The organism is Bradyrhizobium sp. C9, assembly GCF_002532045.1.
Lineage (GTDB): Bacteria > Pseudomonadota > Alphaproteobacteria > Rhizobiales > Xanthobacteraceae > Bradyrhizobium.
The window spans coordinates 292,868-315,511 of record NZ_NWTG01000007.1; the positions used below are offsets into that span (position 1 = coordinate 292,868).

The 22,644-nt window shown below is 65.8% G+C and carries 19 protein-coding genes; 2 read left to right on the forward strand and 17 right to left on the reverse strand.

Annotated features, from left to right (window positions below):
• Nucleotides 1-3 precede the first annotated feature (3 nt).
• The 12 genes from CO675_RS18275 to CO675_RS18330 all read right to left on the reverse strand — a co-directional run bounded on the left by CO675_RS18275 (nucleotide 4) and on the right by CO675_RS18330 (nucleotide 15,432).
• A complete protein-coding gene (locus tag CO675_RS18275; protein WP_097673270.1) occupies nucleotides 4-2,895 on the reverse strand; it encodes a flotillin family protein in 2,892 nt (963 codons plus the stop codon).
• A 25-nt stretch (nucleotides 2,896-2,920) separates the two neighbouring features.
• Nucleotides 2,921-3,754 carry a phosphoenolpyruvate hydrolase family protein gene (locus CO675_RS18280; protein ID WP_097673271.1) on the reverse strand — a complete coding sequence of 278 codons (834 nt, stop codon included), beginning with the start codon at nucleotides 3,752-3,754 and terminating at the stop codon, nucleotides 2,921-2,923.
• Between the two features lie 3 nt (nucleotides 3,755-3,757).
• Nucleotides 3,758-5,968: an ABC transporter permease gene (locus CO675_RS18285; RefSeq protein ID WP_097673272.1), complete on the reverse strand. Its 2,211-nt coding sequence runs from the start codon at nucleotides 5,966-5,968 to the stop codon at nucleotides 3,758-3,760.
• Nucleotides 5,961-6,743 (reverse strand): ABC transporter ATP-binding protein, encoded by a 783-nt coding sequence (locus tag CO675_RS18290; RefSeq protein ID WP_097673273.1) that lies wholly within the window; start codon nucleotides 6,741-6,743, stop codon nucleotides 5,961-5,963. The genes CO675_RS18285 and CO675_RS18290 overlap by 8 nt, the downstream gene beginning before the upstream one ends.
• Nucleotides 6,736-7,821, reverse strand: coding sequence for a branched-chain amino acid ABC transporter permease (locus CO675_RS18295; RefSeq protein WP_097673274.1), 1,086 nt, complete (start codon nucleotides 7,819-7,821; stop codon nucleotides 6,736-6,738). Before CO675_RS18295 ends, CO675_RS18290 begins: the two co-directional genes overlap by 8 nt.
• Before the next feature lies 1 nt (nucleotide 7,822).
• Nucleotides 7,823-8,833, reverse strand: a complete 1,011-nt coding sequence (locus CO675_RS18300) for a branched-chain amino acid ABC transporter permease (RefSeq protein WP_097673275.1) — start codon at nucleotides 8,831-8,833, stop codon at nucleotides 7,823-7,825.
• A gap of 120 nt (nucleotides 8,834-8,953) precedes the next feature.
• On the reverse strand, nucleotides 8,954-9,772 hold the full coding sequence (locus CO675_RS18305; RefSeq protein ID WP_097673276.1) for a helix-turn-helix transcriptional regulator: 819 nt from the start codon (nucleotides 9,770-9,772) through the stop codon (nucleotides 8,954-8,956).
• Between the two features lie 138 nt (nucleotides 9,773-9,910).
• Nucleotides 9,911-11,161: an ABC transporter substrate-binding protein gene (locus CO675_RS18310; protein WP_050425097.1), complete on the reverse strand. Its 1,251-nt coding sequence runs from the start codon at nucleotides 11,159-11,161 to the stop codon at nucleotides 9,911-9,913.
• Nucleotides 11,162-11,490: 329 nt separating this feature from the next.
• Nucleotides 11,491-12,210 (reverse strand): SDR family NAD(P)-dependent oxidoreductase, encoded by a 720-nt coding sequence (locus CO675_RS18315; protein ID WP_097673277.1) that lies wholly within the window; start codon nucleotides 12,208-12,210, stop codon nucleotides 11,491-11,493.
• A 20-nt stretch (nucleotides 12,211-12,230) separates the two neighbouring features.
• The gene (locus CO675_RS18320; RefSeq protein WP_097673278.1) at nucleotides 12,231-13,475 is read right to left on the reverse strand and encodes an acyl-CoA dehydrogenase family protein; all 1,245 of its coding nucleotides are present in this window, start codon (nucleotides 13,473-13,475) and stop codon (nucleotides 12,231-12,233) included.
• A 113-nt stretch (nucleotides 13,476-13,588) separates the two neighbouring features.
• Nucleotides 13,589-14,524 carry a helix-turn-helix domain-containing protein gene (locus CO675_RS18325; protein WP_097673279.1) on the reverse strand — a complete coding sequence of 312 codons (936 nt, stop codon included), beginning with the start codon at nucleotides 14,522-14,524 and terminating at the stop codon, nucleotides 13,589-13,591.
• Nucleotides 14,525-14,658: 134 nt separating this feature from the next.
• Entirely contained in the window at nucleotides 14,659-15,432 is a 774-nt protein-coding gene (locus CO675_RS18330; protein ID WP_097673280.1) for an SDR family oxidoreductase, read from the reverse strand.
• Nucleotides 15,433-15,567: 135 nt separating this feature from the next.
• Here CO675_RS18330 and CO675_RS18335 point away from each other — a divergent pair, with 135 nt between their 5' ends.
• Complete coding sequence (locus CO675_RS18335; protein ID WP_097673355.1) at nucleotides 15,568-16,476, forward strand: LysR family transcriptional regulator; 909 nt, start codon at nucleotides 15,568-15,570, stop codon at nucleotides 16,474-16,476.
• A 36-nt stretch (nucleotides 16,477-16,512) separates the two neighbouring features.
• Here the strand turns inward: CO675_RS18335 and CO675_RS40600 are convergent, their stop codons facing one another.
• Nucleotides 16,513-16,665, reverse strand: coding sequence for a hypothetical protein (locus tag CO675_RS40600; protein WP_158231268.1), 153 nt, complete (start codon nucleotides 16,663-16,665; stop codon nucleotides 16,513-16,515).
• 181 nt (nucleotides 16,666-16,846) lie between these two features.
• Nucleotides 16,847-17,185: a hypothetical protein gene (locus tag CO675_RS18340; RefSeq protein WP_097673356.1), complete on the reverse strand. Its 339-nt coding sequence runs from the start codon at nucleotides 17,183-17,185 to the stop codon at nucleotides 16,847-16,849.
• Nucleotides 17,186-17,300: 115 nt separating this feature from the next.
• Here CO675_RS18340 and CO675_RS18345 point away from each other — a divergent pair, with 115 nt between their 5' ends.
• On the forward strand, nucleotides 17,301-18,233 hold the full coding sequence (locus CO675_RS18345; RefSeq protein WP_097673281.1) for a LysR family transcriptional regulator: 933 nt from the start codon (nucleotides 17,301-17,303) through the stop codon (nucleotides 18,231-18,233).
• 43 nt (nucleotides 18,234-18,276) lie between these two features.
• Here the strand turns inward: CO675_RS18345 and CO675_RS18350 are convergent, their stop codons facing one another.
• From CO675_RS18350 to tuf, 3 genes are all read right to left on the reverse strand, one after another.
• Nucleotides 18,277-20,550: a TonB-dependent receptor gene (locus CO675_RS18350; protein ID WP_097673282.1), complete on the reverse strand. Its 2,274-nt coding sequence runs from the start codon at nucleotides 20,548-20,550 to the stop codon at nucleotides 18,277-18,279.
• Nucleotides 20,551-20,697: 147 nt separating this feature from the next.
• Nucleotides 20,698-21,069, reverse strand: a complete 372-nt coding sequence (locus CO675_RS18355) for a hypothetical protein (RefSeq protein ID WP_097673283.1) — start codon at nucleotides 21,067-21,069, stop codon at nucleotides 20,698-20,700.
• A gap of 198 nt (nucleotides 21,070-21,267) precedes the next feature.
• Nucleotides 21,268-22,473 (reverse strand): elongation factor Tu, encoded by a 1,206-nt coding sequence (gene tuf / locus CO675_RS18360; protein WP_097673284.1) that lies wholly within the window; start codon nucleotides 22,471-22,473, stop codon nucleotides 21,268-21,270.
• Between the last annotated feature and the right edge of the window lie 171 nt (nucleotides 22,474-22,644).

Sequence of the window (22,644 nt, forward strand, 5' to 3'; positions counted from 1 at the left end):
AGCTCAGTCCTTCTTGCGCGGCGTGCGTTCGGGGCGTGGCTCGCCGCCGCCTTCGGGCGCTGCCGGCTTGGCCTCACCGCCGCTCTTGCGTGCGCTCTCCTTGATGCCCTGCATGTCCCGGGCCTCGCGGATCAGACCGGGCATCTTGGCGAGGCTGCCGCCCTCGACGCCGATGTCGGAGAGGATGGAGTCGATCAGCGGCGCCTGCACGCGGTAGCGCAGCGCCGAGTCGATCACCTCGTCGGTGGCGCTGCGGCCACTGCCGCCGCCATTGCCGTTGCCGTTGAGGCCGTCGACCTGGAGAATCCGAATGCCCTCGATCTTCTCCATCGGCTTGACGCTCTCGCGCACGATGCCCTCGATCCGGTCGAGCAGCTTGCGGCGGAACAGCGAGTAGCGGGCCTGATCAGTCAGCACGTTCTCGGCCTCGTTGAGCAGGCGTTGCGCCTCGGCCTCGACCGTGGCGCGGACCCGTTCGGCGCCGGCCGCGATCCTGGTTTCCTCGGCCTGCTTCTCGGCGAGTAGAACCTCGACGGTCTTGCGCCGCTTGGCGATCTCGCTCTCGCGCGCGGTGACGACACGCTCGGCCGCCTCGGTGGCGTGGACCCTTGCGTCCTCGGCAGCGGCGCGCGCCGCCGATTCCTCCAGCGACTTCTGGTGCAGCGCGATGGCCTTCTCCATCAAGGCGGTCTCGACGTCCTTCTCTCGGTTCACCTCGAGCTTGCGCAGCTCGCGTTCGCGGCCGATCCTCGCCTCGTCGAGACCGCGATCGGAGGCGATGCGGGCGCGCTCGACTTCTTCACGCGCCGCGATCTCGGCTTCCTGCAGCGATTGATTGCGGGCGACTTCGAGCTGCTCGATCGAACGGCGGCGTTCGATCCGCGCCGCCTCCAGCGCCTGCTCGCGGGTCACGTCGGTGGTCTCGACCTCCTTGCGGGCCGTGATCTCGGCCTGCTTCACCTGCCGGTCGGCATCGATCCGCTCCGAGCGCTTGGCGGCGAGCGCAATCACGCGCTCCTCGTCGGCGAGCTCGATCGCCCGCTTCTGGTCGATATTGAGCACCTCGCGAGTCCTGGAGGAGGTGATCCGCTCGCTCTCCAGCGCCAGCTCGACATCGATCCGCTGCCGCTCGACCGCGTCGCGGCGCTTCAGCTCGGCGGCTTCGATCGCCCCGGTGCGCTCGATCTCGAGCGCGCGGGTCTCGCGCTCGGCACGGATGCGCTGCGCGGCGACCGACTTCTCCTGTGAAATGCGTGCCGCCTCGATCGATTCGCGCGAAGCGATGTCGGCCTCCTCGATCGCACGGGTGCGCGCGATCTCGAGTGCCCGGACATGTTCCTCCTGCGCGATCCGCGACGCCTCGGTGGCGTCGCGCGCGGTGATCCCGGCGATCTCGATCGCCTGGTTGCGCTCGATCTCGAGCTTGCGGGTGGTGTGATCGGCGGCGATGCGCTCGGCAGCCAACGTCTTCTCTCTGATAATCCGGGCGGCCTCGACCGACTTTTGTGCCTCGATTTCGGCTTCCTGGATGGTGCGGACCTGCTGGATCTCCAGCGCGCGGGTGCGCTCGTCGGAGGAGATGCGCTCGACATTGACCGTCATGGTCTGGGCGATGCGCGCCTTCTCGGTGGCTTCGCGGGCGGCGATCTCGGCTTCCTCGACCGCGCGGGTGCGCTCGATCTCGCGCCTTCGCGTCTCTTCCTCATTGGCGATGCGGGCATCGGTGACGACGCGGTCCTGCTGGATGCGGGCCTTTTCAATCGATTCTCGGGCGGCGATCTCTGCTTCCTCGACGGTGCGCATCCGCTCGATCTCGCGCTGGCGCACTTCACGCTCTGATGCGATACGCGTGGTGTCGACCGAGCGCTGGTTGGCGATCCTGGCCTTCTCGATCTCCTCGCGTGCCAGCAATTCCCGCTCCTCCACCGCGCGGGTGCGCTCGATCTCGCGATGCCGGGTCTCGCGCTCGGAGGCGATCCTTGCTTCGGTGATTGCCTGCTCGTTGGCGATGCGGGCCTTCTCGATGGCTTCGCGCGCGGTGATCTGGGCCTGCTCGGCCTCAGTCTCGCGCAGTGCGCGCTCGCGGGCGACTTCGGTGCGCTGCAGGGCGCGGCGCATCTCGATGTCGCGCTCCTGCTCCAGGCGTGCGGTCTCGCTCTCGCGCTCGATGTCCAGCGCCTGCCGTTCGGCCTCGAGGTTGCGGGAGCGGATCTTGATCATCGAGTCCTGCTCGATGTCGTTGCGCAGCTTGCGCTTGGCCTCGATGTCCTCCATCAGGCGGGTCAGGCCCTCGGCGTCAAAGCGGTTCGAGGGGTTGAAATATTCGAGGTCGGTCTGGTCGAGATCGGTGATCGCGACCGACTCGAGCTCGAGGCCGTTCTGCGCCAGCGCTTCGGCGGCATTGGCCTTGACGCGGGCGACATAGTCGCCGCGCTGCTCGTGCATCTGTTCCATCGTCATCTCGGAAGCAACCGAGCGGATCGCAGAGATGAACTTGCCGGAGAGCAGGGTGTGGAGCTGTTCCGGTTCCATGGTGCGGCGGCCGAGCGTAGCGGCAGCGATCGAGACGGCCTCGCGGCTCGCCTGCACCCGGACGTAGAAATCGGCCTCGATGTCGACGCGCATGCGGTCGCGGGTGATCACGGCATCCTGCCTGGAGCGGACGATCGCCATCGGCAGCACGTTCATGTTGACAGGCGTGTAGTCGTGGATGAACGGCAGCACGAAGGCGCCGCCGTTGATCACCACGCGTTCGCCGAGGAAACCGGTCCGGACGAACGAGGTTTCCTTCGACGAGCGGTGGTAGAGCCAGTTCACCACATAGACGATGATGACGATCGCGACGATTGCGACGATGAGCCAGAGGATCAATTCACCGACCAGCATCCCCGACATCTCTTCCTCCCTTGGTCACGGCGCGTTAGCGCGCGCCGATCGCCTTGAACTTGCGAACCTGATCCGTCAGCGCCCGCTCGACCGGCAGGCGCTCCATCGAGGAGGCGCCGTAGAAGCCGTGGCAGTTGCGGGTCTGCTTCATGATGAAATCGGCATCTTCGGGGTCGGCGATCGGACCGCCATGCGCGAGCACGATGATGTTCGAATTGACGCTGAGCGCGGCCTCGGCCCAGGCCTCGATGCGGGCAGGGCAGTCGGCAAGCTTTGGCGCAGTCTGCGCCCCGATCGTGCCGCCCGTGGTCAGCCCCATATGGCAGACGATGATGTCGGCGCCGGCGATTGCCATCGCGGTCGCTTCCTGTTCGCTGAACACATAGGGCGTGGTCAGCATGTTCTTGTCATGCGCCTTCGCGATCATGTCGATCTCGAGCGCGTAGGACATCCCGGTCTCTTCGAGATTTGCGCGGAAGGTGCCGTCGATCAGGCCGACGGTCGGAAAGTTCTGCACGCCGGCAAAGCCGAGTGTCTTGAGCTGGTCGAGGAACACGTCCATGTCGCGGAACGGGTCGGTGCCGTTGACGCCGGCCAGCACCGGCGTCCTGGTCACGACCGGGAGCACTTCGCCGGCCATCTCGACGACGATGGCATTGGCGTCGCCATAGGGCATCAGGCCGGCGAGCGAGCCGCGGCCGGCCATGCGGTAGCGGCCGGAATTGTAGATCACGATCAGGTCGACGCCGCCGGCCTCCTCGCATTTTGCCGATAAGCCAGTGCCGGCGCCGCCGCCGACGATCGGCTCGCCGCGTGCGATCATGGCGTGAAATTTCTTCAGGAGCGCCGCGCGTTCAAACCTGGGCATGGGTCACCTCGCCACTCTCCGCCGGCCACCGGCGCGTCCGAGCAAGGGACGGAACGCGCTGACGATGGCGGCGGTGAACTCGGGATCGTTGATGTTGCGCTTGATGCGGATGATCTGCCGGTTGCCGGTCTGGCGCACGGTGCGCTCCAGCGCGCCGAACAGCGCTGTGTCGGCGTCCGGGTCCCAGAACGGCTGGCCGGGCGCATCGAGCGCGGAGACGCCGCCTTCAGCCAGGAAGAAGCGCACCGGCCCGTCCATCTGGTTGAGGCGTTCGCCGATCCAGCGGCCGATGCGCTCGCTCTCTTCCGGCGTCGTCCGCATCAAGGTGACCTGCGGATTATGGACGTGGAATTTGCGCTGCCGGTAGCGCTCCGGAATGGTGTCGGGCGCGCCGAAATTCACCATGTCAAGCGCGCCGACCGAGCCGACATAGGGTACGCGGCTGCGGATGATGGCGCCGAAGCGGTCGTCGGTCGCCGGGAATACGCCGCCCATCAGCAGGTCGCAGACCTCGGTCGTGGTGAGGTCGATGACCCCGGCGAGCTGGCCGGACTCGACCAGCTTCTCCATCGAGCGGCCGCCGACCCCGGTGGCATGGAAGACGAGGCACTCGAAATCCTCGCGCAGGTCCGCCGCGATCTTCTGCACCGCCGGCGTGGTGACGCCGAACATGGTGATGCCGATGGCCGGAAGATGAGCGCCGGTATCGCGCGGCTTGCCGGCCTGTTCCTCGAGCCGCGCCTTGACCATGCCGACCAGGGCATGGGCACCGTTGCCGAGCACCGTGCGTGAGATCGAGTTGAGGCCCTGCACGTCGGTCACCGAATACATCATGGTGATGTCGGCCGGACCGACATAGGGACCAACGTCGCCGGACGCGACCGAGGAGATGATGAGCTTCGGCACGCCGACCGGAAGCGCGCGCATCCCCGGTGCGACCAGCGACGCGCCGCCCGAGCCGCCCGCGGAGATGATGCCGGCGACATTGCCTTGGCGGCGCAGCCACCGCTCGAATGCCTCTGCCATCGCCGTCACCGACGCGCCGCGATCGGCACCAAATACGCCGGAGCCGCCGCGGCCGTGGTTCAGTGCGATTTCCTGGGCGGTGACGTCGCAACTTGCCGCCTTGCCGCTGGTCGAGACGTCGACCAGTCGGGTGCGCAGCCCGCTGCCCGCGATGATGTCGCGGATGAAGCGCAGCTCCGCGCCCTTGGTGTCGAGCGTGCCGACGACCAGCACGACGGGAGGTCCCGATATCCTCGACGTTGCCGATTCACGCCGCGTGCGCGTTGTCTCCTCGAGACGTGTGACGGCGGCGGATTGCGTCCGTGCAGCGGCCTCGATACGGGCGATCGGCACCTGTTGCGACCAGCGCGTCGGCAGCACGGGATTGGAGACGTAGATGCGAGCCGGACCCTTGTGGTCCGGCTGCGGCGTGCCGGCCGCCTCAGCCTTTGCCGGCGCCGTCTCGGCATCGATCTCATCAGCGCCGTGGGTGCCGACGCCGAGCAGCCGCTGCTGCAACTCGCGGTCGGTCGCAAGCCGCGCGGAGTCGATGATGCGGTTGACGCGGCCATTGACCATGATGGCGACGCTCTGCGACACCGCTGTCGCCACGCCGATGTTCTGCTCGATGACCAGCACGGACATGTCGCCTTCGTCACCGAGGCGCAGCAGCATCTCCTCGACCTGCGTTACGATGACAGGCGCCAGGCCCTCGGTCGGCTCATCCATGATCAAGAGCTGCGGATTGGTCAGCAGTGCGCGGGAGATCGCGAGCATCTGCTGCTCGCCGCCGGAGAGCTGGTTGCCGCCGTTGTTCTTGCGTTCGGCGAGGCGCGGGAAGGTGTCATAGATGCGCTCGATGGTCCAGGCGCCGCGGCGCAGGCCGCCGGCGAGCGCAAGATGTTCGTCGACGGTCAGCGAGCGCCACAGCCGTCGGCCTTGCGGCACGTAGCCGACGCCGAGCCGCGCGATCCCCGCTGGATTGAGCCGCGTGACTTCCTCGCCGCGAATCCGGATCGAGCCGCTGCTGGCGCGCACAAGCCCCATGATGGCCTTACACAACGTGGTCTTGCCCATGCCGTTGCGGCCGACCACCGAGAACACGCCGGCATCGAGCGTGAGGTCGACGCCTTGCAGCGCATGCGAATGGCCGTAATAGACGTCGAGGCCCTTGACCTCGAGCGCGGGCGCGGCGCGGCGGTCATTCATGGCCGCCTCCGAGATAAAGCTCCTGCACTTCGGGATCGGACTCGATCTCGCGCGGCAGGCCTTCCTTGAAGATGCGGCCGTTGTGCATCATCGTCACGCTCTCGACGACGCGCAGCGCGACGTCCATGTCGTGCTCGATGATGATGTAGCCGATATGCGCCGGCAGCGAGGTCAGGATCTCGATCAGCTCGCGCCGCTCGGTCGGCGACAGCCCAGCGGCCGGTTCGTCGAACAGGATGAAGCGCGGCGCGCCGGCCAGTGCCAGTGCGATCTCGAGCTGGCGCTGCTGGCCATGCGCCAGCTCGGCGACGCGCTGGTCCTTCACGCCGGTCAAGTGCACCGCCTGCACGAGCGTCTCGGTCGCGTGCATCAGGGCATCGTTCTGCCCCGGGCGGAGAAACGAGAAGCGGCCGCGCGAGACGCCGCGGCAGGCGAGGTAGACGTTGTCCTGCACGGTGAGGCCGGGGAACAGCGCCGAGATCTGGTAGGTGCGGCGCAAGCCGCGGCGGATGCGCTCATAGGGCGGGAACTGGGTGATGTCCTCGCCGAAGAAGCGGATCGTGCCGGAGGAGGGCGGAAAATCGCCGGTGATGCAGTTGAACAGCGTGGTCTTGCCGGCGCCGTTGGAGCCGAGCACCGCGCGGCGTTCACCGGGACGCACGGTGATGGTGACGTCGGTCAGCGCGGCCAGCGCGCCGAACAGCCGGGTCACGCCGCGCAGCTCCAGCGCCGCGCCGGCGCCGACCACGGACAGTCGCTGCGCGACGCTATCCATGGCGACCTCCGCCTGAGCGTTGCGTCGCGGTTGTGCTACGGCGTCGCCAGCGTTCCCAGAGGCCGATCACGCCGTCCGACGACCAGAACACGATGGCGAGGAAGCCGAGGCCGATCAGTAGCCGGAAGCGGTTGCCGTCGAGCCCGAACTTGATCAGCACGTCGAGTGCGAATGTGCGCAGCAGCACGAAGATCAGCGCACCGATGAACGGGCCGATCGGCCGCGTGATGCCGCCGACCACGGCGATGATCAGGACATCGATGCAGGCGCCGACGCTGACCGAGCCGGGCGAGATCTGCCGGTAGTTCCAGACTTGCAGCACGCCGCCGAGTGCGGCGATGAAGGCGGCGAAGGCGTAGGCGGCGATGCGGTGGGCATTGGGATTGAAGCCGAGTGCCGCCATGCGGCGGGGGTTGTCGCGAACACCTTGCAGCGCGAGCCCGAATGGCGCGCGCGAGACATACTGGACGGCAAAGTAGCAGATCGCGGCGACGCCGAGCGTCACATAGTAGAAGGCGATATCGGAACGCCAGTCAACGCCCCAGAAATGCGGCGTCGCGACGGTGTTGATGCCGGTATGGCCGTTGAAGATCGCCCAGTTCTGGTTGGTGAAGTAGTAGAACGCCGCGCCGATCGCGAGCGTGATCATGATGGTGTAGATGCCCTCGGTGCGCACCGCGAGCGCGCCGCCAAGCGTGCCGAACAGCGTCGCCAGCGCCAGCGCCATCGGGGTGGCGAGCCACCACGGCCAGCCGAGGCTGATATTCGCATTGCCGCTCATGCCGAACACCGCGACCATGTAGCCGGCGAAGCCCGCGATGGTGAGCTGCATCAGGCTCACCATGCCGCCATAGCCGGCGAGGAACATCAGGCTGAGCGCGATGACGCCGAGGATCAGCGTGGTGGCGAAGATCTCGATCAGGAAGAATCCGTTGGCGATCAGCGGCATGATCACGAGGATCAGTGCGACCAGCCAGGCCGCCGGATTCTGGAATTCCGGCCAGGCGCGGATCAGGGCGCGGCGGGTCGCGTTGGCGGATGGGTCGGGGCGGAACTGGGTGCTCTGGAGCAACGACATCTCATCGCCTCGCGAGCAGGCCCTGCGGCCGCAGCGCCAGCACCACGACCATGATCAGGAAGGTGACGACGATGGCGTAGGTCGGGATGTAGACCGAGCCGAGCTGCTCGGCGAGCCCGATGATGACGGCGCCGAGCGCAGCCCCCGGGATCGATCCCATGCCGCCGACGATTACGACCACGAGGGAAGCGAGCAGGAAGCGGGTGTCCTCGCCCGGCGACAGCGACTGGAAGGTGCCGCCGACCACGCCGGCGATGCCGGCGAGCCCTGCGCCGAGCGCGAACACCAGCACGAACACGAGCTGGATCCGGACCCCGGTCGCAGCCAGGATGTCGCGGTCGTCGACCCCGGCGCGCACGATCATGCCGATCCGCGTACGATTCAGCGCCAGCCACATCGCGATTCCGATCACGACGGAGGCCGCGAAGATCACCAGTCGCACCAGCGGATATTGCAGATAGACCGGCTCGCCGGATGATTTGATCGCCGTGAGCAGCGGCAGCTGGACCGGGCCGATCAGCCAGCTCGGGGTCTGGACCTGGTAGAAGTCGCCGCCGAACACCCACAGCATCAGATCGGCGAACACGATCGACAGCCCGATCGTCACCATAGTTTGCCTGAGGTCCTGGCCCTCCATGCGCCGGAACACCGCAAGCTGCAGGATCACGCCGACCAGCGCCGCCGCGATGAAGGCGACGATGAAGGACAGGATCCACGATCCGGTCCAGGTGCTGATGGCGTAGCCGATATAGCCGCCGAACAGGTAGAGCGAGCCGTGCGCGAGGTTGACGTTGCGCATCAGGCCGAAGATCAGCGTGAAGCCGCTGGCCACCAGGAAATACAGCCCGCCGAGCGTGATGCCGTTCAAGACGGCGTTGAGGAACACGCGCTTGCGGCCGATCGCGGCTTCCAGCCCCGGCGGCCAGATCGCGAACACCAGCCACAGCAGCACCGCGACCGCGATGATCACGATCAGCGCCCAGGCCGGATGGCGTTCGATGAACCTGGCCATCTCCGTCGCGTTCCCTCTGACGTCGCGACCGCCTGCCGGGCCGCGTGTCCTTGCATCCTACCGAGGGCAAAAGCGGCGGATTTGATCGAGAGTATCTTTTATCGTCTGCTCTGGAACCCGTTACGGCCGCAACACTTTGGCGGCGCGGCGATAGTCGGTCGGCGCCATGCCGACATTGGCGGCGAAGAAGCGGGTGAAGCCGCTTTGCGAGGAGAAGCCGAGGTCGAAGCCGATATCGGCGATTGGCGCTTCGGTCGCCACCAGCGCATCCAGCGCCTGCTCCATGATCAGGGTGTTCATGTAGAGGTGAGGGGTGACGCCGGTCTGGGTCCGGAACAGCCGGTAGAAGTGCGGCCGCGACAGGCCGGCCTCGCGCGCGATCGCATCGAGCTCGATCTCGGCGCCGGGGCTTTCCGACATCAGCCTGATCGATTTGCGGACCCGGAAATCGGTCACCGCGGCGGCAGTACGTGCGTCCTGCGCCGCCTGCCAGCTCTCCTCGTAGCAGGAGTCGATCAGTTGCCTGAGCTCGCAGTCGAGGCTGCGCAGCGACGGCGCGCCGCACACCAGTGCTGCGGTGCGGCGGATCAGCCGGTCGAGCGCCTCCGTGCGCGGAAAGAAGGTGCGGCCGAACCGCAGGCCCTGCGCACTCGCGGGCTGCGGCGCGAACCATTCGGCGTTGACATAGAGCACGAAGAAGATCGCGCCATGGTCCATGTCGGTCGGCAGAAAATTGTGCGGTTCCCACGGGTTGACCGCAACCACGGTGTCGTCCTTGAGCAGCAGGCGCTGCTCGGAGACATCGATCTGCGCCGGCGTCCCGCCGACATGAAAGATCAGGTGCCCTTCGCGGTGCGCATGCACGTTGAAGGGGCGGTTCAACTGGTAGACCGTCGCGCGACCGAACCGGCCGTGGAAGACGGCAAGCGCCCTGCTCATGCCTCCCCTCCCGCGGGATGTTCTTGTCTTTTCGACAAGCGTTCATCATCCGCCCGCGGAAAGCAAGGGCGAGCAGGGCTGTTCATGCAACCGCGCGCCCTGGTCACGGCTGGCTTGCTCGCACCTGCAACAAATACGTCAGTACTTCTTGCACTCCGGGACCGTGCGGCTCGGCAGGCCGATCTTGGCGAACACCGCCGGATCGTAGCCCAGCGTCTGGTTGACGTTCGGGATCACCTTCACGACCTTGCTGAACAGCGCGCCCTTGCCGTCGTCGACCACCTCGGTGACGAAATTGGTGCCGATCGCCTGGCGGTTGGCGTCGAGCTTGATCTTGCCGTTCGGAGCGTCGATCTCGATCTTCGCCAGTGCGTCCTTCAGCTTGGCCTGGTTGTTGGAGAGATCGCCGTTGACCTGCCGCAGCGCCAGGATCAGCGCCATGGTCGAGCCATAGTAATTGGTGGCGAGCAGCGACGGGCTCGGGAAGCGTTTGCTCTCCGGGAAGGAGTCCTGATAGGCCTTCACGAACTTCTGCCAGCCCGGATCTTCCCAGGTATCGGCCTGGCCGCTGGCCGCGATGGTGCCGATCAGCGCGTTCTTGGCGCTGCCCTTCGACGACAGGATGGTCTGGTCGATCATGATCGAGCCGCCCATCAGATGCGCCTTGCCGCCGGCCTGCTGATACTGGTTGAGGAAGTTGACGGCGTCGGCGCCGCCGAGGCCGAGATAGATCGCATCGACATCGTCGGGCAGCGCTGCGATGACCGAGGCGAAGTCCTTGGTGCCGAGCGGCACCCATTGCCGGTTGGTGACCTGGCCGCCGGCGCCGCAGAACTCGAGCACGAGCCCGAACACCTGGGTGTAGATGAAGGAGTAGTCCTCGCCGACGGTCGCGATCTTGCGATAGCCCTTGGTCTCGTAGGCGTATTTGCCGAGGCCGACCTGCCACTGGGCGCCATCCATGTTGTAGCGGAAGAAGTTCGGTGCCGGATCGACATAGGTCGTCTCCTGCGCGCCGGAGGCGGCGTTGACGAAGGTCAGCTCCGGATGGGTCTTGGCGAAATTCTTCACCGCGATGCCTTCGTCGCCGGACAACGGCGACAGCAGGATCTGCACCTTGTCCTGCTCGATCAGTTTGCGTACCGCGCGCACCGCCGAGTCCGGCGTCGCGTCGGTCGAGGCGACGATGAATTCGAGTTCCTTGTCGCCGATCTTCTTGCCGAGCACGTTGAGCGCGGTCTGGTGGCCGCGCATGCCATCCTCGCCGAGCACCGTGTAGGTGCCCTCGAGCGTCGCGGTAACGCCGACCTTGATCTTTTCCTGGGCGAATGCCGTGCCCGAAAGCAACAGGCTGCTCAACGCAATCAGTCCCAAACTGCTTTTCAACATCGCTCTCCTCCCTCTGTGTTGTCGCCGGCGTCCACATGGCCTGACGAAGGCCGATGGGCGTCCGGTTGTTGCGGGCAAAGCTAGCCGAAGGCAGGCGCGGCGCGGATGTCGTCGCGGCGGGGGTGCTTAACGGGCAGTCTCATTTTGATTGTTGCGCCGCAGCGCGGTTCGCGGCGCAATGTCGCGGAGCTCATTCGCTGTCATCATCCGCGCACGCCGGTGATCAGCATTCCAGAGGCCGCGGTTATTGAGCCGATGGGTCGCGGCGCACTGCATCGCCCGGTCGAGCCGGGCGATGCAGTTGCGGCCGGGATACGGGCATCGCCCTGCTACGGCATGTGGTGGCCTGCGGCCTGTCCGCCGTCGACGTGGAGCACCTCTCCGGTCACGAAGCCTGCGTCATCGAGGTAGAGCACCGCGTCGACGATGTCGGAGATCTCCCCCATCCGGCCGACCGGATGAAGCGCCGCCAGCGCCGCATGCGCCTCCGCCGGATGCATCGGGGTCTTGATGATTCCAGGCGACACCGCGTTGACGCGGATTCCGGTCTTTGCATATTCGATCGCGAGTGCACGGGTTGCGGCGTTCAGGGCGCCCTTGGTCAGCGAGGCGAGGGCGGCGGGAACGCTGCTCATCGGCTGGTCGACGAGACTCGTCGTGATGGTGACGATGTGACCGTGGCCCTGCTTGCTCATCAGGTCCAGGGCACGCCGGGTCATGTTGAAAAAGCCGGTCACGTTGGTCGAGATGTAGCTGGCGTAGTCTTCCTGCGTGTAGGCCGTGAACGGTTTCGCCATGAAGATGCCGGCGTTGTTGACCAGCGTGTCGACGCGGCCGAAGCGCTCCAGCGCCGCCTTGAACACGTTCTCCGCTGTTTCTGCTGCACCGACATCGCCCGCCACCGTGACGATATCCGCGTCAGTAGCCGGCTTGATCGCGCGCGAGGTCGCAACGACCCGATAGTTGCGATCCCTGAAGGCCCGAACGATGCCGGCGCCGATCCCCTGCGATGCGCCAGTGACGACTGCCACTTTCCGCTCTGCGCTCATGGTTGTGCTCCTTATTCGCGCTACGCCGCGCCGCTCGCGGCGAGCGGGCTGTAGTCACGGCTCTTGAACATCGTGTGCAGTTGCCGCCGCCGGATGCCGAGATTGCCGCCGTCGAAGATCGGCAACGCGAGCGCGTCCTGCAGCAGGCTGCCGAATGGCGTCTCATGATCGTAGCTGTCGATCCCGACCACCCGCATCAGGTCGGTGATGACGCGCACGGCAGCCTCCGAGCCGAAGATCTTGGCCTGCACCGCCAGCTCCTCGGCTGCCGGCGACTGGGTGTCGAGAGCATGGCAGGCGCGCCAGCTCAAATAGCGCGCAGCTTCGATCGTAGTCTTGGCATCGGCGAGCGCGTATCCGACCGCCTGATGCTCGATGATGGGGTGGACGCCGCCGCGCTTTTCGCTGCGGGCAAAATCCAGCGCGAACGCAAACGCCGCCCGCATCAGCGCGACGCCGAAGATTCCGACCAGGGCCGCGGTGCCGGTGAATGCCGCCGCGGTCAGCGCCAGGCCGGCACCTTGCTGTCCGAGCAGATTGTGGTGTGGCGCCGTGACATTCTGAAAGCCGAATTGCGGGACGAGGTGGGCGCGATGACCGATGCTGTCGATGGCCCGCTCGAACACGAGACCGGTCACAGGACCCTGTACGGCAATGATCGAGATGGCTGCATCGGGCGCTGCTGCCGGATCGGTCCGGCACACGATGGTCAGAAGATCGGCGCCCTCGCGATTCCAGCCGGTCGCCGAGGACACCCATTTCTTACGGCCGTTGATCAGCCAATTGTCGCCCTCGCGACGGGCGGTGGTGCGGACGCCCTCGCCGGGCGACGGCGAGGCGGCGTTGGCGCTGCCGCCCGGTTCGCTGGAGCAGAAGGCGGCGAGCGGCGCGCCGCTGGTCTTCAGGAACGGCGCGAGCAGCCGCTGGCACTGCTCCGGCGTGCCGCCAAGCAGCAGCGGCAGCAGGCCGAGCACGCTGCCGAGCATGGTGAGCGTCACGCTCGGGTTCACGCTGTAGAATTCCTCGGCAAGGATCGCCATGTCGATCATGCCGGCATTGTCGCCGCCGGCGGGCGCCGGAATGCATCTACGCAAGTAACCAGCCGCCACCATCGCCTCATAGGTCGGTTTGGTGGCGAGGAAGCGCTGCTCCGGCGTTGCCAGCTTTTCGGCGGCCCTGGCCTCGGCCAGCACCTCCCTGGCAAACTTGCGGGATGCGAGCTGTAACTCGCGCTGCTGCGCCGTGAGCGTGAAATCGATCGCCATGCCAATGCCCTCCGTGTCGGCGGTTCGGGCTATGGCTATCGCGGCGTGGTTGGGAAATCTTGGACGGCAGTGCCCGATTTCTTGGCTCGGAGTGAACCTAATCTCGCGGCGCCTCAGTGTGCGGCGGCGCGGCGGAATTCGCGCGGGGCGAGGCCGTTGTGGCGCTTGAACAGGCGGTTGAAATGCGAGATGTCGCGGAAGCCTGCGGTAAAGGCGATTTCGGCAATGGTCCTGTGGGCAGAGGTGTGGTCGAGCAAAGCGCGCGTGCATGCGGCGATCCGCTGCTCGTTGACGTGTTCGCCCACGGAGCGGCCGGTGCTCGCAAACAGGCGGTGCACGTAACGCTCGGAGCAGCGGAATTTCGTGGCCAGCGCCGGCGCACCGAGCTCGGGGTCGTCGCTGTGGCGGGCGATGTGGTCAAGCATCATCGAGAGCAGCACCGGCGTATGTACGCGCTCGGCCGACATGTCAGCGAGGATGTCGGGTGCGTGCGCGATCAGCTCGGTGATATGCGTGCCCAGCATCGCCGACGTCGTTGCGAGGCGACCGCCGCTCAGGCAGAGCTCGGCGTAGCTTGCCAGCGTCCGCGACAGCGCGCGGCCGGTTTCGGTCGCAGACAGGCCGAGCCGCGGGTGGTCGAACAGCGTGTCCGGCAGCAGGCGCCGCGGCACCGCAAAGCAGAACAGCTTGAAGTGATGCCGGTGGGCGATCTCGAAGGGTTGCGTCGTATCGGCAATTGCGAGATCTCCGGGCGCGCTGATCTGCTCGTGGCCGCATTGCGAGGTGCGCCCCAGCCCTTCGAGCTGCAGGTTGACGAAGCAGAGGTCGTCGGTGCTCGCGGCGATGTGCGAGGCGAGCCGGTGCACGATATGCCCGCTCGCCGTGACCCGCGATATCTGCAGCGGCGCGGCGTCGACCTTGCAGATCGCGCCGGCAAACGATTCCTCCGCAATCCGGCGCGGCTCGAGGCGCACGAAGGCAGCTGCGAGGTCGTCTGCCCAACTGCCGAAGGGTTGATCCGGACGGGCCGGCCTGGTCGACCATTCCATGTGCGCCTCGAATAGACCGTCACTGCGAAGGGCCCAGCGAGGTGAACGATATCGCCGGCCAAACCGGCGGTCAAACGCCGCCGGCGGCCTGTTCCCCTGCAAGGTATGGCGCGTGCATGCAGAAAACGGCGATTTCACTTCGTGGTGTAGCCGCCGTTGACCAGAATGGTCTGGCCGGTCATCCACCAGCCGTCCGACACCAGAAGGCGAATCCAGGGCACGATATCCTTGATGTCGGTGAGACCGGTCTTCGAGAAACCGGACAGCGCAGCTGCCGATTTATGATAGGCGACCGCATCGGCGCCTTCGGCCGGATAGAAGAACGGCGTGTCCATCGGGCCGGGGCCGATCGCGGTCACCGAGATGCCGCGTGCGCCGAACTCCTTCGACGCCGCGCGGGTGAAATGCTCGACCGGCGCCTTGGTGCCGGCATAGGCGGCATAGAACGGCGTGTAGGCGCCGAGCAGCGACGTCACCAAGGTGCAGATCTTGCCGTTGTCGTTGACGTGGCGGCCGGCCTCCTTGAGGAAGAAGAACGCCGACTTGGCGTTGACCGCGCTCATCGCGTCGTATTCGGCCTCGGAGATCTCGACCATCGGTTTCTTCAGCACCTTGCCGACGGTGTTGATCGCGATGTCGGGACGGCCGATCGCAGCGATGGCATCAGTGAACAGCTTCTCCATCGCGCCCGATGTCGTGAGGTTGGCCTGGAACGCGACCGCGTTGGCGCCGGCTGTCTTGATCGCGGCGACGGTCGCGTCGGCGTCGGCCTTGCTCGCGGCGCTGTTGTAGTGGATCGCGATCGCCTTCGCGCCGTGTGCCGCGAGATCGCGCGCGATCAGGCCGCCGAGGTTCTTGGCGCCGCCGGCGATGATGACGGTCTTATCCTTGATGCTGTGGTCGGTCATGGCGTTGCTTCTCCGGATCGTGCGACTGCGCCGTGCGGCCGCTTTCTGGAGGCAACGATATCGTCTAGGATTTCCCGATAAAGCTGTGCATTCTGACCTCACTTGTCAGAAATGGCGAACAATCGGGGCCCGATCTTGGACCGCATCGACCTCTTCCGCATCTTCGCCCGCGTCGTCGAATGCGCGAGCTTCACGCGGGCGGCGGACACGCTGGGCTTGCCGCGCTCGTCGGTCTCGTCTGCGGTCGCGGAGCTGGAGCAGCGCGTCGGCGCCCGGCTGCTACACCGGACAACGCGAAAGGTGTCGCCGACCCATGATGGCGCGGCGTTCTACGAACGGTGCCTGCGTGTCGTCGCCGATGTCGAGGAGGCCGAGACCCTGTTCCGCCATGCCGCCGCCGAACCGTCTGGTAGACTCAGGGTCGACGTGCCCGGTCGGATCGGCCGACTGATCATTGCGCCGGCGCTGCCGACTTTCCTCGATCGCTACCCGCAGATCGACATCGATCTCGGTGTCACCGATCGCGCCATCAACCTGATCGCGGACTCCGCCGATTGTGTGGTGCGCGTCGGCCCGCTCGGCGATTCCGGCCTGATCGCGCGGCCGCTCGGCAATCTCGCGCTGATCAATGTCGCGAGCCCGGGATATCTCGCGCGTCACGGCGCGCCGCAGACGCCCGACGATCTCGGCGCGCATTGGGCGGTCAACTATGCCTCGCCATCCACCGGCCGCATCGAGGAGTGGGAATGGCGCGAGCAGAGCACGTCGCGCACCATCGCGATGCGCGGCCGTGTCACCGTCAACAGTGCGGAAGCCTATATCGCCTGCTGCCTTGCCGGTCTCGGCCTGATCCAGATTCCGGCCTACGACGTGAAGCGACATCTCGATGCCGGAGAGCTCGTTGAGGTGATGCCGCAGCATCGCGCCACGCCGATGCCGATGACGTTGCTCTATCCGCACCGCCAGCATTTGTCGCGGCGGCTGCAGGTGTTTGCCGATTGGCTGACGGCACTGCTGAGAGAGCAGTTGCTGGTCGCGGGCTAGAGCTTCAGCGCAATGCGGGCCCGAAGCCGCAGCGCGTCACGGCCTGCTGTTGGTGCCGCGGATCGAGGCGGTCCTCGTCGCGCGCTTCGCTTCGGCCTTGGGTTGGAAAAACAGGCCGGGCATCACCGAGACCAGTCCGAAGGTCATTCCGAGGAATGCCAGGAACGTATCGAGATAATTGATCTCCATTTCAGTTGTCTCCATTCAGCTTGCACCGGGCTCACCCGGTGCAATGTGTTCGATGAACCTAGATATGGTCCGGTACATTGGTCGGTACAATAGAAACATTGATCTCGGAGCAATACTTTCAATGCTCCGCGTCGAGGCAGCGATCCGGCCTGTCGATGAGGCCCTGACCGCTGTCGCGCAACTAATTGGAGAGTGCGCCCGACTTGCGGATGGTCAGGCCGTCGCCGCTCCGGCTGATTTCCACTGCGCCCGCCTGGTTCGGCGTCGAGAGCAGCGCGCGCTCACCGGGCGCCAGCATCGAGACGAAGCGGACCGGCGTTCCGGCCTCGCCTTGTGCGAGCGTGGTCACGACGCGATATCCGTCGGGCTCGACCGTGTAGTAGGCGACGCCGGACACGTCGCCGAGATGGATGCTTTGGGCCTCGATTGGCTTGAGCCCGCGCGCCTGCGCGGCGCCAAGCGAGACTCCAAGTGAGGCGAGGGTGACGGCGGCGGCGAGAATGGTGCTGCGGATCGACATGCGATCCTCCATTGGCTTGAGTGTAGGAACCTGGGCGGCGAGCGATTGCCCGTCTGCTCCCTTGCCGGAGGAGATGGTGAGGCTATGATCATCGATCAAACAGATAGGATCGATAATGGCTATCGATGTTATCAATTTGGGTCGGGTCGACCTGAATCTGCTTGTTCATCTCGATGCGCTGCTCACCGAACGGAGCGTGACCCGGGCGGCGGCCCGCGTCGGCATCGGCCAATCCGCGATGAGCCACAATCTCGCCCGCCTGCGCGAACTGTTCGATGACGAGCTGCTCACGCGCGGGGCCGATGGCATGCGCCTCACCCCGCGCGCGATGACCCTCGTCGATCCGGTGCGGACCGCGCTCGCACAGGTCGAGGCGGTGTTGCTGCGCGACCAGTCGTTCGATCCGGCCACGGCGGTGCGCACGTTCAGGCTCGGCCTGTCGGACAGTATGGAAATCCTGATCGTGCCGCGCCTGCTGGCGCGCATGCGCGAGATCGCGCCGGGCATTCACCTGCGGCTCTACAACGTCGATACGTCCCGGCTGCTCGATGATCTCGACGCCGACGACGTGGATCTCGCGCTCTCTTACGGGCCGATCCAGCAAGGGCAATTGCATCACAAGCAGCGCCTGCTGTTCACCGAGAGCTTCCTTTGCATGTTCAATGCGGAGAAGACGGGTATCACGCCGCCGATCTCGCTCGAGGACTACATCCGGCTTCCGCATGTGCTGACCAGCCTGCGGCCGGGGCGCACCGTGCGCGGCTCCGTCGATGAGGCGCTCGAAGAACTCGGCCTGCAGCGGTCCGTTGCGCTGACCACGCCGCGCTTCCTCACCGTGCCGTATCTGGTGGCGCAGGCGCCCGTGATCGTCACCATGGGCGCGCGGCTGGCGCGCCGCTTCGCCGCCGATCTCGGGCTCAGCCTCAGTCCGCCGCCGGTGAAGGTGAAGGACGTCACGGTGTCATTGCTGTGGCATGCGTCCTACCATCACGACCCGGCCCATGTCTGGTTGCGGGACCAGCTGGTCCAGCTGGTCGCCGAATTGTGAGCCGGCACGGCGGGCGCGCCTGATGCAGCGCGCCCTGGCCTGGTCAGAACTTCTGCGTGATGCCGGCGTAGAAGCCGCGGCGCGGGCCGTATTGCGGCGCGAACACGCCGATGCCGGAGCCGTCGCGGATCTGGTAGACGGTATCGAACAGGTTGACGACGTCGAAGCGCAGCGTGGTGGGCTTGTTCGGCGCGACGATGTTGAAGTCGTGCGAGACGCCGAGGTTGACCTGCGTGTAGGGCGGCACCGTGCCGATGTTGGCGAAGCCGTCGCGCAAGCCTGAGCCGTAGATCATCGAGGCGCTGAACTTGGTGTCGCGCCATTGATACCAGCCGCCGACCGATGCGGTCAGCGTCTGGGCATGGTCGGTGTTGACGTAATTATTGGCGATGTAGGCCAGCTCGTCCGGATCGAATAGATACTGGTTCGAGACGACCTGGGTGGCGACCTGTCTTGCGATCGCGACATTGCCGTAGAGATGCAGATTGTCGTGATCATATCGCGCCGTCAGCTCGACGCCTTCATTGGTGCCCTTTGCGTAATTGAAGGCGGTGAGGACGTAGGCCTGGCCGAACTGGCCGTCGTCGAGCAGATCGGTTGCGATCTTGTAATAGGCGTCCATGCCGACCTCGAGGCCGGGGATCGCATAGATTTTCTGCGTGATGCCGATGTCGAACACGTGCGAGCGCTCCGGCAGCACTGGGTCATTGGCGGTTGTCGCCGGCTGCGCCGTCGTGTTCTGCACCAGTGAGAGGTTGGTCGGGGCCGCCAGCACCTGCTCGGGCGGCGTGAAGTTGCGGGCATAGCCGGCATGGATGGTCGTGCCGTCGTAGGGTTTCCATGTCAGGCTGATCCGTGGGTTCAGCTGGTTGGCATCGACATATTGCCACATCTGGTCGAAGCGCAGGCCGGCGTTGAGCGTCAGCTGGTTGGTGATCTTCCACTCGTCGGCGATGTAAGTGGAGAACAGATATCCGGTCTTGGCGCTGGTATCGAACACCGAGAGCGGCGCATCGACCGGGTTGCCGGAACCGTCGAGCGGCAGCACGGTCGACCCGTTGTTGACCAGCGAGCGCTCGGCGCTGAACGCGACGCCGAACTTCAGCGTGTGCGCGAAGCCCAGCCGGTAGGAGGTGTCCTCCTGGATGCCGTTGATGAAGCTCTGGCGGTACACATCCGACGCGACTCCGTTGAAGACGAGATCGCCGATCGGATCGGGCATGAAGTGCAACTGGCTGTAGCGATTGAAATAGGCGACCTGGTAATCGAACCCGTCGCCCGCCTTCTGATAGGCCACGACGTTGAACTGGTTGAACTCCTGTTGCCGCTCGTTGAGCAGCGCGGAATCGAAGTTCGAGACGCCGTAGGCGTTGAAGGCTGGCGTCTGGCCCGGATTGTTGGGGATCTGATAGGCGCCGTTGGAGACGCCGCCGATATAGGTCAGCCGGCTGGTCGGATCGATCGCGGTCGAGACATAGGCAAAGCCCTTCTCCTGGTCGGTCCGGTCGTGGATGGCGCTATAGGCCGGCGTCGGGTTCTCGATGCCGACATCGCTGCCGAAATAGCGACCGGAGATATAGTACTGGGTCTGCCCGATCGTGCCGCCATAGTCGACGCTGGTGGTGAAGGTGCCGTGGCTGCCGCCATAGACGCTGATGCTGCCGGAATTGTTGAAGGCGTCGGCCTTGGTCTGGATGTCGAGCACGCCGGCGGTGCGCAGGCCATATTGTGCGGGCAGCGCGCCCGTGATCAGCGCCATGCTGCCGACGATCCCGGTGTCGATGATCTGGCCGAAGGCGCCAACGCCGTCGGGCAGCATGATGCCGTTGATGCGGTATTGCAGGTTGGCGTGCTCGTTGCGCACGTGCAGTTCGCCGCTTGCGGCGGAGTCCTGCGAGACCCCGGGCACCTGCAGCAGCGCCTTGTCCAGCGTGGTGTTGGTGCCCTGTGGCAGCGCCTCGAGGGCTTGCCGGCTCATCTGGTAGCTGTTGGCGCCGGTCGGTGCCAGCAACGCGGCGCGGGCCTGGTCGAGCCGTGTGTTCTGGCTTGCGATGGCTTGCGCCTCGGTCTGCTCCGGAGATTCCGGCGTCGCCGATACCGCGCCGGTTCTGCGCGCGCGGTGACCGGTGCCGGTCGCAACGCGCGTCTTCGGCTTGTTCGGTCCTGGTGGCGCAGTATGGCGCTGCGGCGCCGTCACCGTGATGTCGGGCAGTTCGGTGGTCGGCGCGCTGGTCTGCGCGAATGCGGCGCCGTTGATCCCGTAGACCAAAAGCGATGCTGCGCCGGCAGCGGCGCGTCGTTTGATATGTCCTGACATGTTGGTTCTCGATCTCACGAGGCTGCGATCCGGATCCTCAGTGAAGGACGCGGTCGAGCCCGCCGTCGATGCGCGACGGCGAAATTCCCCGTTGCTCAAACGGCAGCCGACATGTGGCCGCGTTCGAAGTTCACTCGTGCAGGGAGGTCAGGAGATCGGAGGCGCGCGCGGCTGATAGTGCAGCCGGCCGATGTCGAGCGGGGCCGCATGATTGTCGATGTGCCAGGCGAGCAGAGCTGCGGCATCCGGCAGCTGCAGGGGTGGCAGCGCCGGTGCCGGCGTTGCCGAGTTGACCATCGCGACGACGGCGCAGATCGCGCAAAGGTCCGCGGCCTGATCGGTATCAGGATTGGAATAAGGTGCGTTGTGCGAGGTGTTCTCGACATACGCCGCTGGTGACGTCGTCGCCTGTGCCGACGTGATGGCATGGAAATGGCCGAACGACAGCACGAACTGGATCGACAGCGCGAGCAGCGCCAGCCGAGCCCCGTGCCTGATGTTCGAACGAAACCACTTCATGACGACGCCATTTCCGCGTCGGGAGGTCACATGACCGATGGACGGCGCCTGCGACGCGGTGTCGCACAGTTTCGAAAACGCGTCGGCCTGTCAATCCGCATTGCCGGGCAATGCGATCAAATTCCAGGCGATCGGACGATTTTGCAACATCGCGACGTTGGAAAAATGGGGGCCCGGCTCGCGCCGCGCCCCCATGCCTCACTCTACGATCGCGGTGACCACGCCGGCACCGACGGTGCGGTTGCCTTCACGGATCGCAAAGCGCGACCGCGCTTCGAGCGCGATCGGCTTGTTGAGTTCGATCGTGAACTCGGCGCTGTCGCCCGGCATCACCATCTCGGCGCCGTTGCCGAGCTGAACGATGCCGGTGACGTCGGCGGTCCGGAAGTAGAACTGCGGACGATAGTTGGCGAAGAACGGCGTGTGCCGTCCGCCTTCGTCCTTCGTCAGCACGTACACTTCCGCACGGAAGGTCCGGTGCGGCGACGCACCACCCGGATGCGACAGCACCTGACCCCGCTGCACGAGAGCCTTGTCGACCCCGCGCAGCAGGCAGCCGACATTGTCGCCGGCCTGCCCCTGGTCGAGGATCTTCCGGTAGCTCTCGATGCTGGTTACGACCGACTTCTTGGTCTCGCCGAGGCCAACGATCTCGACCTCGTCGCCGATCCTGACCGTGCCGCGCTCGACGAGCCCGGTCACGACGGTGCCGCGCCCGGCGATCGACTGCACGCCCTCGATCGGCATCAGGAACGGACGATCCTTCGGCCGCTCGGGCAGCTCGATATAGCTGTCGAGCGCCTCGAACAGTTTGAGGATCGCCTGATCCGCCAGCGGACCGTGCTCGCCGCGCAGCGCGGCCATCGCCGCACCGCGCACGACCGGCGCGTTGTCGCCGTCGTACTGGTACTTCGACAACAGATCGCGCACCTCGATCTCGACGAGATCGACCAGCTCCGGATCGTCAGCGACGTCGCACTTGTTCAGGAACACCACGATGCGCGGCACGCCGATCTGGCGCGCGAGCAGGATGTGCTCGCGCGTCTGCGGCATCGGTCCGTCGACGGCCGAGACGACCAGGATCGCGCCGTCCATCTGCGCCGCGCCCGTGATCATGTTCTTCACATAATCGGCGTGGCCCGGGCAGTCGACGTGCGAGTAGTGGCGTGCCGCCGTCGAGAACTCGACGTGGCTCGTCGCAATCGTCAGGATCTTCGAATCGTCACGCGTACCTTGCGCTGCCGACGCCCGGGCAACGTCCTGATAGGAGACGAACGCGCCCCAGCCGTGATCGGCCGAAACCTTCGTCATCGCTGCCGTCAGCGTCGTCTTGCCATGATCCACGTGGCCGATCGTACCAACATTGCAGTTGGGCTTGAGGCGGAGGAACTTCTCTTTGGCCATGGGACACCTGTGGTGTTCGAGCTCCCGTGCTGGTTTGCACGACTCGAGGCACCGCGAGAGCTCGTTCGGCGCCCGGAGCCGCTTCCGCTCCGGGCTGCCTCACATGTCAGGTGTGACGTTGGGTCAGGTCCAAAACGGAATAGCGGCGGACGAGGGCATTAGCCCTCCCGT

Bases quoted from the DNA above. Each gene is read 5' to 3' on its own strand.
- CO675_RS18275 (WP_097673270.1), bottom strand. From the start codon at position 2,895: ATGTCGGGGATGCTGGTCGGTGAATTGATCCTCTGGCTCATCGTCGCA.
- CO675_RS18280 (WP_097673271.1), bottom strand. From the start codon at position 3,754: ATGCCCAGGTTTGAACGCGCGGCGCTCCTGAAGAAATTTCACGCCATG.
- CO675_RS18285 (WP_097673272.1), bottom strand. From the start codon at position 5,968: ATGAATGACCGCCGCGCCGCGCCCGCGCTCGAGGTCAAGGGCCTCGAC.
- CO675_RS18290 (WP_097673273.1), bottom strand. From the start codon at position 6,743: ATGGATAGCGTCGCGCAGCGACTGTCCGTGGTCGGCGCCGGCGCGGCG.
- CO675_RS18295 (WP_097673274.1), bottom strand. From the start codon at position 7,821: ATGTCGTTGCTCCAGAGCACCCAGTTCCGCCCCGACCCATCCGCCAAC.
- CO675_RS18300 (WP_097673275.1), bottom strand. From the start codon at position 8,833: ATGGCCAGGTTCATCGAACGCCATCCGGCCTGGGCGCTGATCGTGATC.
- CO675_RS18305 (WP_097673276.1), bottom strand. From the start codon at position 9,772: ATGAGCAGGGCGCTTGCCGTCTTCCACGGCCGGTTCGGTCGCGCGACG.
- CO675_RS18310 (WP_050425097.1), bottom strand. From the start codon at position 11,161: ATGTTGAAAAGCAGTTTGGGACTGATTGCGTTGAGCAGCCTGTTGCTT.
- CO675_RS18315 (WP_097673277.1), bottom strand. From the start codon at position 12,210: ATGAGCGCAGAGCGGAAAGTGGCAGTCGTCACTGGCGCATCGCAGGGG.
- CO675_RS18320 (WP_097673278.1), bottom strand. From the start codon at position 13,475: ATGGCGATCGATTTCACGCTCACGGCGCAGCAGCGCGAGTTACAGCTC.
- CO675_RS18325 (WP_097673279.1), bottom strand. From the start codon at position 14,524: ATGGAATGGTCGACCAGGCCGGCCCGTCCGGATCAACCCTTCGGCAGT.
- CO675_RS18330 (WP_097673280.1), bottom strand. From the start codon at position 15,432: ATGACCGACCACAGCATCAAGGATAAGACCGTCATCATCGCCGGCGGC.
- CO675_RS40600 (WP_158231268.1), bottom strand. From the start codon at position 16,665: ATGGAGATCAATTATCTCGATACGTTCCTGGCATTCCTCGGAATGACC.
- CO675_RS18340 (WP_097673356.1), bottom strand. From the start codon at position 17,185: ATGTCGATCCGCAGCACCATTCTCGCCGCCGCCGTCACCCTCGCCTCA.
- CO675_RS18345 (WP_097673281.1), top strand. From the start codon at position 17,301: ATGGCTATCGATGTTATCAATTTGGGTCGGGTCGACCTGAATCTGCTT.
- CO675_RS18350 (WP_097673282.1), bottom strand. From the start codon at position 20,550: ATGTCAGGACATATCAAACGACGCGCCGCTGCCGGCGCAGCATCGCTT.
- CO675_RS18355 (WP_097673283.1), bottom strand. From the start codon at position 21,069: ATGAAGTGGTTTCGTTCGAACATCAGGCACGGGGCTCGGCTGGCGCTG.
- tuf (WP_097673284.1), bottom strand. From the start codon at position 22,473: ATGGCCAAAGAGAAGTTCCTCCGCCTCAAGCCCAACTGCAATGTTGGT.